The sequence below is a fragment of the Affinundibacterium fentianense genome, assembly GCF_018139545.1.
In the GTDB taxonomy this organism is placed as follows: Bacteria; Pseudomonadota; Gammaproteobacteria; order Burkholderiales; family Burkholderiaceae_D; genus Undibacterium; species Undibacterium fentianense.
This window is the reverse complement of the sequence record NZ_JAGSPJ010000007.1, coordinates 55362-68648: the sequence shown is the minus strand read 5'-3', so window position 1 is coordinate 68648 and position 13287 is coordinate 55362. Positions and strand designations below refer to the sequence as shown.

The 13287-nt window shown below is 44.3% G+C and carries 10 protein-coding genes; 4 read left to right on the top strand and 6 right to left on the bottom strand.

From position 1 onward, the window contains the following. Positions 1-50: 50 nt before the first annotated feature. The 3 genes from yidD to rpmH form a co-directional block, all read right to left on the bottom strand. Positions 51-401: a membrane protein insertion efficiency factor YidD gene (gene yidD, locus KDM90_RS15690; protein WP_212676583.1), complete on the bottom strand. Its 351-nt coding sequence runs from the start codon at positions 399-401 to the stop codon at positions 51-53. Further along, positions 398-931 carry a ribonuclease P protein component gene (locus KDM90_RS15685; RefSeq protein ID WP_329605335.1) on the bottom strand — a complete coding sequence of 178 codons (534 nt, stop codon included), beginning with the start codon at positions 929-931 and terminating at the stop codon, positions 398-400. Before KDM90_RS15685 ends, yidD begins: the two co-directional genes overlap by 4 nt. A gap of 96 nt (positions 932-1027) precedes the next feature. Then, complete coding sequence (gene rpmH, locus KDM90_RS15680) at positions 1028-1162, bottom strand: 50S ribosomal protein L34 (protein ID WP_061535510.1); 135 nt, start codon at positions 1160-1162, stop codon at positions 1028-1030. Positions 1163-1857: 695 nt separating this feature from the next. Here rpmH and dnaA point away from each other — a divergent pair. The 3 genes from dnaA (at position 1858) to gyrB (ending at position 7364) form a co-directional block, all read left to right on the top strand. Next, entirely contained in the window at positions 1858-3264 is a 1407-nt protein-coding gene (gene dnaA / locus KDM90_RS15675) for a chromosomal replication initiator protein DnaA (RefSeq protein WP_212676582.1), read from the top strand. A 238-nt stretch (positions 3265-3502) separates the two neighbouring features. After that, a complete protein-coding gene (dnaN, locus tag KDM90_RS15670; protein WP_212676581.1) occupies positions 3503-4609 on the top strand; it encodes a DNA polymerase III subunit beta in 1107 nt (368 codons plus the stop codon). A 235-nt stretch (positions 4610-4844) separates the two neighbouring features. Beyond that, positions 4845-7364, top strand: a complete 2520-nt coding sequence (gyrB, locus tag KDM90_RS15665) for a DNA topoisomerase (ATP-hydrolyzing) subunit B (RefSeq protein ID WP_212676580.1) — start codon at positions 4845-4847, stop codon at positions 7362-7364. 187 nt (positions 7365-7551) lie between these two features. Here the strand turns inward: gyrB and KDM90_RS15660 are convergent, their stop codons facing one another. From KDM90_RS15660 to KDM90_RS15650, 3 genes are read right to left on the bottom strand one after another with little or no spacing between them, the layout of a single operon-like run. Further along, a complete protein-coding gene (locus KDM90_RS15660) occupies positions 7552-8466 on the bottom strand; it encodes a hypothetical protein (RefSeq protein ID WP_212676579.1) in 915 nt (304 codons plus the stop codon). Continuing rightward, a complete protein-coding gene (locus KDM90_RS15655; protein ID WP_212676578.1) occupies positions 8466-10820 on the bottom strand; it encodes a sensor histidine kinase in 2355 nt (784 codons plus the stop codon). The genes KDM90_RS15660 and KDM90_RS15655 overlap by 1 nt, the downstream gene beginning before the upstream one ends. 28 nt (positions 10821-10848) lie before the next feature. Continuing rightward, a complete protein-coding gene (locus tag KDM90_RS15650) occupies positions 10849-12219 on the bottom strand; it encodes a DNA cytosine methyltransferase (protein ID WP_212676577.1) in 1371 nt (456 codons plus the stop codon). Between the two features lie 169 nt (positions 12220-12388). On the opposite strand from KDM90_RS15650, the gene KDM90_RS15645 reads away from it, so the two are divergent. Next, positions 12389-13108, top strand: a complete 720-nt coding sequence (locus KDM90_RS15645) for a PmeII family type II restriction endonuclease (RefSeq protein ID WP_212676576.1) — start codon at positions 12389-12391, stop codon at positions 13106-13108. Positions 13109-13287 lie beyond the last annotated feature (179 nt).

The following is a 13287-nucleotide window of genomic DNA, read 5'->3' as shown; positions in this document are numbered from 1 at the left end:
TAAAGATCGGGAAGGTTAATGACTTGCTTATTAGATCAATTTCGATCAATTTAGATCAGTTGTTGACGAGTTGATGTGGGGTCTTTTGTCAGAATTTCATCCCCACCTTGTACAAAATTTAAATCGGCTGGCGAGCATTGATGATCATCCTCTAATTTACATCCCGTGTCGTCGCTGGCAACACCACTTTTGGGCGGCACCAAGTCAATACCTCCAGGGTGCCAAGGATGGCATTTGCAAAGTCGTTTACCGGCCATCAATGAGCCTTTCGCCGCGCCATATTCACGAATCGCCTCCATTGCGTATTCTGAACAACTAGGATAAAACCGACAATTTTGGCCCAACATCGGACTGATCGCCAATTTATATCCACGCAAGATCAGAATTAACAAGCGTTTCATGTGTGTGACTCTGGGAGCGAAGTAGAAGATAAGGCAACACGTTGCGAAACGAACAGACGCAAGACTTCGTCCCGCAAGTCCCGCTTTAATTGCGCATTCGTGGCAGGACCGGCTTTGCTATTGACTGGCTTAGATAAGCGCACAATGCAATCCACCTTCATCAATTCAGACTGTCGAAAAATTTCGCGTGTCACACGCTTGATCATATTGCGTGTCGCCGCTCGCGGAGCAAATCGCTTTGCCGCTACTACCCCGAGACGGGCGTGCGGCAGTGCATTTGCGCGAGCATATAATACAAAATGTGCTGTCTTTTGCACAGGACGTAAACGAAAAGCGGATGAAAATTCATCCGCTTTAAGAATTCGTCGCTCCCGCGCAAAACTACCGCCGGACAACTGATATTGAGCTAGGTCAGGATTGGCAGTCAAATTAGTCACAATAATTTTTAAACCTATTGAATCAACTAATTGACGATGTATCCGACTAGTCGCTCGGTATTCAAGAAATTCAATTATAGGGAGATAGTGCAAGGCGTTTCCCGCAGCAATTGCTAAGCTCTAAAGCAAAGTATTGCGAGGACAAACAACGCGGCAATATCCCCTAGAATTGGATTTATTGGATGCCGATTAAGCTGCTAGGCGCTTACGGCCTTTAGCACGACGTGCGTTCAAAACTGCGCGGCCACCACGTGTTGCCATACGAGCGCGGAAACCGTGCGTGCGCTTACGACGAACTACGGAAGGTTGATAAGTACGTTTCATGTTGATCTCACTATTTGAGCAAAAAATAAATCGGAATTACGGGTAATAGTGCATTGCGCCGTTGCTTTGATGTCACCTTGTTATGGAAAGGTACTCAATAAACAATAGCAACACGCTATTCACACCATTACTGCCCCAAAACCGCTGCTCATGCTTAGTTTCATCTTGTGACTTCCGCTTTGCGCTCGACGAACTATAGAGATAGCGTCAAGACAATTAAAGTACACATCTAACAAAACAGGGTAGGGAACCCGTAATTAGACACCATTTACAAGTCTACTGTCAATCCATTTGGTTCTTTTTCTTCGTTTTGCGGAAGTGTTACTCAAAAGAAATTTTACCTCTCCTGTGGATAACTCGACGCGCGGAGGGTAGAATAGAGGGATCCGAAGTATTGCTTCACGTAATCAAAAAAACACTGTTTTTAGTTGAATCACGGGTCCCAATTCACCACTGTTTGATCTAAATATAAAAGCTGTTGGTGATGGCGAGTAAGTAACTTGTCTATGGTTGAATCGTGTGACAAAGCGCAAGGTGGCGTATAACAAGTGGGCACCCAATTACGGTCAAGGCAGCATTCAAATAAAAGTGGAATTGAAAGCGTGCGACCTCCTGTTAGCTTGATAGTTAGATAGAGAAAAAGCACGAAGCCAATTTTGAAAAGAACAAAAACCAAATAAACAGTAAAGCGATTCATGGAAAATTTCTGGCAAGCCTGCTCCTCACAACTTGAACAGGAACTCACGCCTCAGCAATTTAGTGCTTGGATTAAACCATTGACCGTGGTGGACTTTGAAGAAGGTCTGCTGCGTATTGGTGCACCGAATCGCTTTAAACTGGATTGGGTCAAAGCCCAATTCGCAAGTCGCATTTCCGAATTCGCTGCGCAATTTTGGGATGATACGGTGAATGTCGAATTCATCATCGATCCACGCGCAGGCAAAAAACCGATCTCGACCACCACACCACCGGCCAATGCTGGGCAAGACAATGGTGCTGATCATGGTCAACGTACATCGCAAATTGGTAGTAATGACTTAGTCGCACCAAGTCCAATTCCAGAAACAGCGCCACGTCGTGATAATTCACGAATTAATTTCGATCTCACTTTTGATAGTTTTGTCACTGGTAAAGCGAATCAATTAGCGCGTGCGGCGGCAATTCAAGTGGCGAATAATCCTGGCGTATCGTATAACCCGCTATTTTTATATGGTGGCGTTGGCTTGGGTAAGACGCATTTGATTCACGCAATTGGCAATCAAATTTTGCACGACAAACCGAATGCACGGATTCGTTACATCCACGCCGAACAATATGTGCGCGATGTGGTGACGGCATATCAGAAAAAAGGGTTCGACGATTTCAAACGTTACTACCATTCACTCGATTTATTACTAATCGACGATATTCAATTCTTTGGCGGTAAGAGCCGTACGCAAGAAGAGTTCTTCTATGCATTTGAAGCCCTGATCGCCGCCAAGAAACAAATCATTATCACCAGCGATACTTATCCGAAAGAAATTTCGGGGATGGATGACCGCTTGATTTCACGTTTTGATTCGGGTTTGACGGTGGCGATTGAACCACCAGAACTCGAAATGCGCGTCGCGATTTTATTGAAGAAAGCCTACACCGAAGGCGTACAGTTTTCTGACGATGTTGCTTTCTTCGTCGCTAAACATTTACGCTCCAATGTGCGTGAACTCGAAGGTGCTTTGCGCAAAATCTTGGCGTATTCGCGCTTCCACGGCAAAGACATCACGATTGATGTCGTCAAAGAAGCCTTGAAAGATTTGTTGTCCGTACAAAACCGCCAAATCTCGGTAGAGAATATTCAGAAGACCGTCGCGGATTTTTTCAATATCAAAGTCGCAGATATGTATTCCAAACGTAGGCCAGCGAATATCGCGCGACCACGTCAGATTGCGATGTATTTGGCAAAAGAATTAACGCAAAAAAGTTTGCCGGAAATTGGCGAATTATTTGGTGGTCGCGATCACACAACCGTACTGCACGCAGTACGCAAGATTGCGGCAGATAGAGCGAAAAGTCCTGAGTGCAACCATGAGATTCATGTGTTGGAGCAGACTTTGAAGGGGTAATTGGCAACTTAAATGTTCCCTCTCCCGCAAGCGGGAGAGGGGAGTATAGATAAGAGTAAGTAGTATGTAGCAGCAAAACCCGGCGTAGGATTTACGTAAAATTGGCCACACAAATGATGGGCAGTTTTTCGCAAGTCCTCCCAATGTAAGAGTAGTTATGTGTTACTCGATCCGTGTCACAACACGGCATCCAGTAATGAAGCATCCTTTAACATTGATAAACAAGTGAGGATATAAAATGCAATTGGTCAAAACCCACAGGGATACCCTCTTACGGCCCCTGCAAATTGTGAGTGGTATTGTCGAGCGTCGGCACACTTTGCCGATTCTGGCCAATATTCTCATCCGCAAAGACGGCGAAAAAGTGTCCTTTTTATCGACCGATATTGAAGTCCAAATTACTACGCATGCGGAAATCGGTTCGGGTGGCGAAGTGACTGCGACCACGGTTGCAGCACGCAAATTACTCGACATTTTGCGCGCACTGCCTGATGACAATGACGTCACCTTGAAGCTCGACAACAAAAAGATGACCGTGCAATCCGGCAAATCGCGTTTCTCTTTGCAGACTTTGGCAGCGGAAGAATTTCCAACCGTCGCCCAAGCGGAACATTTCAATGCCAGCGTCAGCTTGCCGCAAAAAGCTTTGAAGCATTTGTTCAACATGGTGCATTTCTCCATGGCGCAGCAAGATATTCGTTACTATTTGAACGGTTTGTTATTAGTCGTTGATGGTAAAAACGTGATTGCAGTGGCAACTGACGGTCACCGTTTGGCCTATGCACAAGTCGAAGTCGAACAAGAATTCGCGCGTCAAGAAGTCATCATTCCACGCAAAACGATTTTGGAATTGCAGCGTCTGTTAGAAGACAAAGACGAACCAGTTCAACTCGACATCGCCAACAACCAGGTTAAATTGACATTCGCGGATATCGAATTGATTTCCAAATTAGTCGAAGGCAAATTCCCTGACTTCAATCGTGTGATCCCTAAAGGTTACAAAAACAATTTCACCTTAAGCCGTGAAAAACTCCTGCGCTCTTTGCAACGTGTCGCGATTATGACTTCGGACAAATTCAAAGGCGTACGTTGCGTGATCGAACCAGGTTTAATGCGCATCTTGTCCACCAATGCGGATCAAGAAGAAGCGGTCGAAGAAATCGAAATCGATTACGGCGGCGATAGCGTCGATATCGGCTTTAACGTGACATATTTGTTAGATGTCTTGAACAACCTCAAAGTCGATCAAATCAATATCGCTTTGGGTGATTCCAATTCATCTGCTTTGATCACAATTCCTGAGAATGGTGATTTCAAATACGTTGTCATGCCGATGCGGATTTGATGTAACAAACCTCCCTTCTCCCGTGAACGGGAGAAGGGTCGGGGATGAGGGGCGTTCAGCAATCCATGAGTGTGAAAGAAATCAATCTTAAGATTCCATCACAATTTTGGTTTTTCTACGTACTCAACCACCCTCACCCCAACCCTCTCCCGCTTGCGGGAGAGGGAGCTAAAAAACAAAACAAAGCACTAAAAAATCGCAGCCAAAAGCTGCTTGTTAATTTCAGAAGGTAGCCATGTCAGAGAATACCCAAGACAACACACCAGCCGTTCCAGAACCAGCAAGTGCCGCAGCATCTGCCAGTTATGGTGCGTCCTCGATTCAAATTCTCGAAGGTCTCGAAGCCGTGCGTAAGCGCCCCGGCATGTACATTGGCGATACCTCTGATGGCACCGGTTTGCATCACTTAGTTTTCGAAGTCTTGGATAACTCCATCGACGAATCTTTGGCAGGCCACTGTACCGAAATCAACGTCACGATTCATACCGACAATTCGATTTCCATCACCGATAACGGTCGCGGTATTCCTACCGGTATCAAGTGGGACGACAAGCACGAACCCAAACGTAGCGCGGCAGAGATCGTCATGACCGAGTTGCACGCGGGTGGTAAGTTCGACCAAAACTCTTACAAAGTGTCTGGTGGTTTGCACGGCGTGGGTGTGTCTTGCGTGAACGCGCTGTCTAAATTATTGAAATTGACGATCCGTCGCGATGGCAAATTGCATACGATGGAATTTTCAAAAGGCGTCGTACAAAACCGCGAATTAGAAACGATCGACGGCGTACTCTGCTCTCCAATCAAAGTCATCGGCGATACCGACAAACGCGGTACCGAAGTACACTTCTGGGCAGACGAAGAAATCTTCACGCATGTTGAATTCCACTACGAAATTTTAGCGAAACGTATTCGCGAACTGTCCTTCTTGAACAACGGCGTACGCATCAAGTTGAACGACCATCGCACAGGCAAAGAAGAATTGTTTGCGTTTGAAGGTGGTACACGCGGTTTCGTGGAATACATCAACAAAAACAAATCCGTTTTGCATCCAACCATTTTCCAAGCCACTGGCGAAAAAATGTCGGACCAAGGCACCAACATTACTGTCGACGTTTCTATGCAATGGAACGACGCCTACAATGAACAAGTGCTGTGCTTTACCAATAATATTCCGCAACGCGACGGTGGTACTCACCTCACCGGTTTGCGTGCAGCGATGACACGCGTCATCAACAAATACATCGAAGAACACGAATTCGCGAAAAAAGCCAAAGTCGAAGTCTCTGGCGACGATATGCGCGAAGGCTTAACTTGTGTCTTGTCTGTCAAAGTACCAGAACCAAAATTCAGTTCACAAACCAAAGACAAATTGGTCTCATCCGAAGTGCGCGGCCCAGTCGAAGAAATCGTCACCAAAACTTTGACCGAATTCTTAATGGAAAAGCCAAACGATGCCAAAATCATTTGCGGCAAGATCGTCGAAGCAGCACGTGCGCGTGAAGCAGCGCGTAAAGCGCGTGAACTCACCCGCCGTAAAGGCGTAATGGACGGTTTGGGCTTATCTTCCAAACTGGCCGACTGCCAAGAAAAAGACCCAGCGCTGTGCGAACTCTACATCGTCGAGGGTGACTCTGCGGGTGGTTCAGCCAAACAAGGCCGTGATCGCAAATTCCAAGCGATTCTGCCTTTGCGCGGTAAAGTTTTGAACGTAGAAAAAGCACGCTTCGAAAAAATGCTGTCGAGCGAACAGATCACCACATTGATCGCTACACTCGGCACCAGCATCGGCCCAGACGAATTCAATGTCGAAAAACTGCGCTACCACCGCATCATTATCATGACCGATGCGGACGTCGACGGTGCCCACATTCGTACGCTGTTGTTGACGCTGTTTTACCGCCAAATGCCATCCTTGGTTGAACGCGGCCACATCTACATCGCACAACCACCGCTGTACAAAGTCAAAGCAGGTCGTGACGAACGTTATCTGAAAGATGACGCCGAAGAAGCGATCTACATGACCACCGTGGCATTGAACGGCGCAGCACTCACCCCAAGCACAGGCGCAGAACCGATCGTCGGCGAAGCACTCGGCGAACTGGTACGCCAATTCAACTTAGCCAATGCCATCATGACACGCTTAACCCGCGTCATCGACCGCGCCGCCTTGACTGCCATCATGACCGGCGTGGTACTCAAATTAGACAATGCAGAACACGCAGAACAATCCGCACAAGAGCTCACCAAAGCCATGAACGACCCAGCGGTGAAAGCCGTCGTTCGCAGCGACGAACTCTCAGGCGCATTCAGCCTGCGCATAGAACGCATGTACCACGGTAACGTCAAAGTCAGCAGCATCGACGCCGACTTCGTCGACAGCAGCGATTACAAAGTATTAGAAAACGCTGCACAAACCTTCAAAGGCTTGTTAGGCGAAGGCGCCTTCATCCGCCGCGGCGAAGGCGAGCGCATGAAAGAAGTCGCCGTACAAGACTTCCACCACGCCATGCTCTGGCTACGCGAAGAAGCCGAACGCGGCGTCTCCAAACAGCGCTACAAAGGACTAGGCGAAATGAACCCAGACCAACTCTGGGAAACCACCATGGACCCAAAAGTACGCCGCTTACTCAAAGTACAAATCGAAGACGCAATTGCTGCGGATCAGATCTTTACGACCCTAATGGGCGACGACGTAGAACCACGTCGTGCGTTTATTGAGGGGAATGCGCTGAGGGCTGGGAATATTGACGTTTGATTTTTTTGATCTACTAAATCTGAGAAAGCCCTGCAACTTGCTGGGCTTTTTTGTTGGGCCGTGAATCTCGGAGCTGAAAGGGAAATGTTTGATTGTTAGAATTGCCCGCAGGTTTACTACACCATGATTTAACATAAGGAGCAGCGTTGATAACGTTTAATCGACGCAGCCCCCTTTGATCTCAAACTTATTCTTCCCGACATGATCGAATACTCATCATAGCGTTCTTATGTTTCTGTATATTTCGTATCAAATTTTCCATCTCTGAAGTGTCCCAAACTTTACCTCGATTGCGATCCCGAAAAACAGGCAATCCATTAACCTCCTCAGTTTTTGCATGTGCGAATTCAATTCTATTTTCATTTATTTCATCCATGAATAAAGAAACTATTTCTTTCGCCTCTATAGCAATTCTTCCTCCTTGTTGTTCGAGCAGGTAAATTAGCATATCGACCTTAATCTTTAGATTTGCTTTTTTTAATAAACGGTCAAAAGGTTTGGATTCAGCCTTTGCTTGCTCGCCTACTGATTGGTCTAAATAACTCTTTTGCGCCTCTAATATACGGTTTTTCATTTCTTCTTTTTCAGGCATCGCAGGTATAGTCAAAAGGTGCTCGATCGATTCTACTAAAAGGTAATCAATTTCGCTCACCGCACCAACAACCAAACCACGAATATAATTCGGATGAAAGAAACGCCTCAACGTACACTTAACAATAGCGAACATCTCTTGCCCGAGTCGCTGATCTCTGTTCAAACAAAATATTCCGTCTATTTTTTTAGTGATCAACGCCTCTCGGAGTTTTTGTGCACCTATCGCGCTATAAAACACCATTTCTACAGAAGTATATCTTCTCAAACGTTGTAAGAGAGCATCTCCTTTTGATGAACCCAAATCATAGTCCACGACGATCAGATCGTACGGTGTGTAATTTCTTAAGGTTGTTAAGTGTGGGTTAAGGGTGTCCTCATCAAATTTGCTAACCCACGTTACTTCAAGGGAAATTCCCACACTGGTGAGGTTGGCTTTGATAACACTTTCTGCGCCTGTCACCTCTTGCGGCTGATTGTCAAACCACAATATTCTATATTTGAGATCCATTATTTATATATTTTAATGTTGAACACAGTACCAGAAATGCTTGAGTCGCCGAGAGTGATGACACCTTTCAATTTCTCTAACAGCTGTCGAACATGGTAAAGACCCAACCCAGACCCGCTAGTTGTTGTCACTCCTTTCTCAAAAATCGATTCTTCAATCTGAATCGTTGGATCCAATCCCATTCCATTATCGCGAGCCTCGATTTGAAGAATATTGCTTTCGAGCCTTCTAATATTGAATTCGATTTTTGTCGCTCCTGCTTTATACGCATTATCAATAAGGTTATCTAGAATTATTGATATTTCGATTGGCTTAAAATCTATGACGAAATTAGATACGCTTCTTTTGACCTCGACAGTTATTCTGTTCTCATAAATTGGGCAAACACGTTCCAAGTACTGTTGAACATATCCTCCCAAGTCTTCGCGAATCGTATTTGATTCCATACGAAAATTCGCTGTCGTTGCAAATCTTGAGGCTGCTAGCACCTGCTGATTCAATAGAAGTAAATTCTCGAGCAATTCTTGAAACTCCTCTCGCTTCAAGTTAGCACCATTTCTTAGCATGATCAAATTCGCTTCAATGCTGTTTATTGCATTACTAGCGTAGATAATGACCTGATGATGGAGGTTCTCTAAAATCTCCTTATCATGACTTTGGAGAGAAGTGAGAAACAGGTTTTTTTGTTGCTCTTTTTCGAATGCAACAGTGGCTAGCTTTTCCTTTTGCTCTGCTTCCTTTCTATTTGCTCGTTCACGTTCAGCATAGGCGACTGCGCTAGCCTCGGCTCTTTCCATTTCGAGAAATTTTTGCACCGCTTCATTGGCGGAATTTGCAAGTTCAACATCCCCAACTTTTGTTGCTAAAGATTCTAAATCTTTGAAAACTCGACTATGTTCACTAACTTTATTACTTACTATTGATAGTAAATCTTTCGCATAAGTTTCGACTGTAATTGCAGGAGAATTCGCTAATTTTGCAAGAACAGAAATCACTGTTGCCTTTGCCTCATCCCCATTCAAAAACGAAGAATCTTCAATGTCCATGTCAAATTTCAGAACCCAGCTGACGCCAACTACATAATTTTCTAAACGTAGAAAACATTTTTTCCAGAAACAATCACGTAATTCATGTGCAGCAACTGTCTCGATCAAACCTTTATCTCGACTAGACGACTCCTTAAATTTGGTCTCATCGCCCTTTACGTCTATACGGCCTACGATGTCACGAGTCCCTAGGAATCTCGCGTAACCTTGCTGTTTACGCGCATCAATTCCAAAAGAGTCATCTGAAGGCTCCCCTAACGGGTAAACTCTAAAGCCATTCTTGAAAAGAAATATCGATCCAAAATTAACTGATGGCAACCCCATTCGACGACTAAAAGTCGCTTTTGCAGATCTATTAAGGTAGAACAAGTTACATTCGAAATTCGAATCCAATAGGCTAGCATACGGAGCCTCTTCAGATATTCTATAAATTAATGCCCCGCGGTCGTTCAATTCTGTATAAAGCTTCTTCGCTCCATGATCAATCCATGTTCTTAACCAAGTTGTCTTTTCCTCCAAAACCTGAAAAATAAAATTTTCAACTACGCCGTTGACAAAACTGTTTGGCGCTGGGTCGTCAATATTTTGAGATGAAAATTTTTTATCTTCTAACTCCTCTAATGGAGCAATGATTGTGATCTTAAATGATTCTCTATTCCTACCAAATGGATCAATTAGCTTTGCCAGTGATCTTTTTAAATCTAATAACTTCGACCGATTCCACGGCTGTCGTAGGCCCGTGATACTTAACATCGTACCCGATGAGGAAGGTGAGATTACCCAGTCTGGTTTAACAAAATCTTTAGATGACGTGTGACGTACAGGGATGTTCACAAACTCGTCTGTCAAGGAGCGTTCAAATTCAGTCCAATCAACATCAAGTGAATTTACAGATCCAAGATCCTTAGCGCTACGTGACTGCAAAATAAGTCTGGAGCCAAGGCGATCACAAGAAAATCGCCCCACTCCTTTACTCCCCGCGTAATGTCGACTCACACTTAGGTCGTTTCTATAGTCATTTTCTGTAGATCCAGAATCTTCGCTCCCGTCGTTTTTCGCTGAATAGGCCACAAACAACCACTTATGAACTAAGTCCTCGTAGGTTAGACCTTTCCCATCATCCACAATGTGAATTTCATTTTCAGCAAAATACAATATGACATTTTGAGATTTTGCATCAAATGAATTCTTTACTAATTCGAAGATCGCGACGTGGTCATCAGTAATCAAATCCTTACCAATAATCGACTTTAGCTGTGAACTTATCTTAAAGTTCAAAATTTGTGTATCGGCATCCGCAATGGACATAAATTTGAGCTTTCTCTAAATCGGCAGATTAAATTAATTCCAAGTTTACTTTTTCACTGCGTTCTACCTTATGGTTCAATAAGGCTTTCTTAAGGAAAGTACCTATTGCCTCAGAAACTAAGGGAGGCACGGCGTTCCCTACTTGGGTATATCGAGGACACTCTAATTTTCGACGTGCGCCCCCCGTTGTATATGGACCAAGAAACTCAAACCAATCTGGAAATGATTGGAGCCTCGCATTCTCGCGAACCGTGAGTATTCGAGGTTCAGAGTAATGCAAAATGTCGTCAGGTAAAGTTGTCACTGTGGGCGAAGGAAGACTCTTTTTTAGCACTGTAATCGAATGTTTTTTTGTCCCAACTTTTTTCATTTCATCCAACGAAATAGAAACCCCCGCACGACAGACTTCTCTAATTTTCTTAAAATGCTCTATCGTTTTCGCCTTGTGTTTAGCAAGTCGTAAACTGTTAGGCTTAAGTTCTTCACAATCGCCCCTCATCAATTTCAGATAGGGTGATAACTCTCGTCTCGTCCAGTAATTGAGTTCTTGAAATCCCTTTATTGGCGAGTCGGTCGAAGAAACCAATTTTTTTCCATATGTCTCAAGATCATAAAGTGCATCGTGTGAACTAACATTTCGATCAACAGGAAGGTTTTTATTCACCAGATAGGATGATCGAGTTTTCAGAAATTCAGAAAAGAGGTTTTGGAAATTTGTCTTATCATCTTGGCGCTCGCAAATTAAAAAAAATCTCTTACGATTTTGCGGAACCCCAAAATCAGCGCAATTCAGTAAACCAGCAGAAACGGAATAACCCAATTCTGTTAAGCGATGTGCGATATACGCGGCGTAACTTTTTTGCTTATTTCCATCAACTAGAAGCGCATCGCCCTCAGCACCACCGAATCCAATGTTAAAGCCAGCGACGTTCTCAATAACAATGTACTTCGGCATGACCAAACCGACCACTGCTAAATATTGCTCACTCATTTTATTTCGAGGGTCAGCTGGATTACGTTTGCCCGCAGTCGAGAAGCCCTGACACGGTGGGCCTCCAACAATTAGATCGACATGTCCACGCAACTGAGATACTTGAACCGAGTAATCTTTTAGTAGATCTTCACAAGTTTGTGCTTTTTGAGGTAACCATGTAGGCCAAGAAAAAAAGCCTTTATCGTTATTAATCAAATTCTTTTCGAACGTAGAAAAAGCGCTTTCACTTTTCTCTATGGCGAACAAGCCATTCCAACCTGACTTGACGAGGCCCAAGGAGAGTCCTCCACATCCTGCAAAGAGGTCAATGAAAGTGAGTTTTCGTGTCATATTAGGTCCTGATGATAGGTTGCGATTCAAATACGAATCAAGGCTTCTGAAGCACTGGCTCTCTTGACGCAACATTCTATTAGTTAATGCACAAATTCGGGAAGTTTTGTGATCCTTTTTTATTGATTACAACATAAAGATGATCGAATTTGTCCATTCAAAGTTGCAAAATGCACGTTATCATATCGCTGAGAATATCGAGTGACCCCTAACTTCATAAGAATAGTAAGAAAGTCCCTTCTTAATGATCGAAAACAAAAACACCATCCTAGCCAAAGCAAAAACCTGGTTCCGCGAAACCATCGTCATCAATCACGCAGGCAATTCTCAAAAACTCGTTGATCCCAAAGAGTTCAACATCAATCCTTTTCTAACGGTCTATTTGGCGAATTTTTTGACAGGTAATTCTTCACCGCAGAGTATCGCTAAGGCACTGATTTATCCGCGCGTGTTGGGTCAATCCATCACGACTTCGTTTGGTGCGAACATTCAAAAATTTGCTTCGGATGTGCTGGATGGTTTTGCTAGTACGACTAGCGGGATTGATATTGAGTTTATTGATCAGGTTGATGGCGTTCGTAAATATTGCCAGCTTAAAGCGGGACCGAATACGATTAATAAAGATGATGTGGAATCGATTGCCGGGCATTTTAAGGGTGTGATTAATCTCGCTAAGGTAAATGGCTTGCGGGTGAGTTATGACGATATGGTGGTGGGTTTGATTTATGGTGAGGCGCATCAGTTGAGTGGGCATTACAAACGGATTACTTCGCAATATAACTACCCAGTATTGGCAGCGCATGATTTTTGGTTTCGCTTGACCGGTGATGATGGTTTTTATGGTGAGCTGGTTGCTGCGATTGGTGAAGTGGCGATTGAGGCTGATTATAGCCAGGAGCTGAATAAGATTATTGACGAATTGGCTCAGCAGGATGAGATTATTCGCTTGTCGCGAATTAAGTAGTTTTTGTTTTGGTCGGGTTGTTATTGGGCGTTATCCTTCTGAAGTTTTTGTAGTCATGCTTAACCTCCCTCATCCCCAGCCCCAGAATTTTCACCTCACCGCTTGCGGGAGAAGGGAGTTTGTATCGCTCTCCGCGCTGGCGTTCCTCACAAGCTTTTTTCCTCATTTTTTACACACTC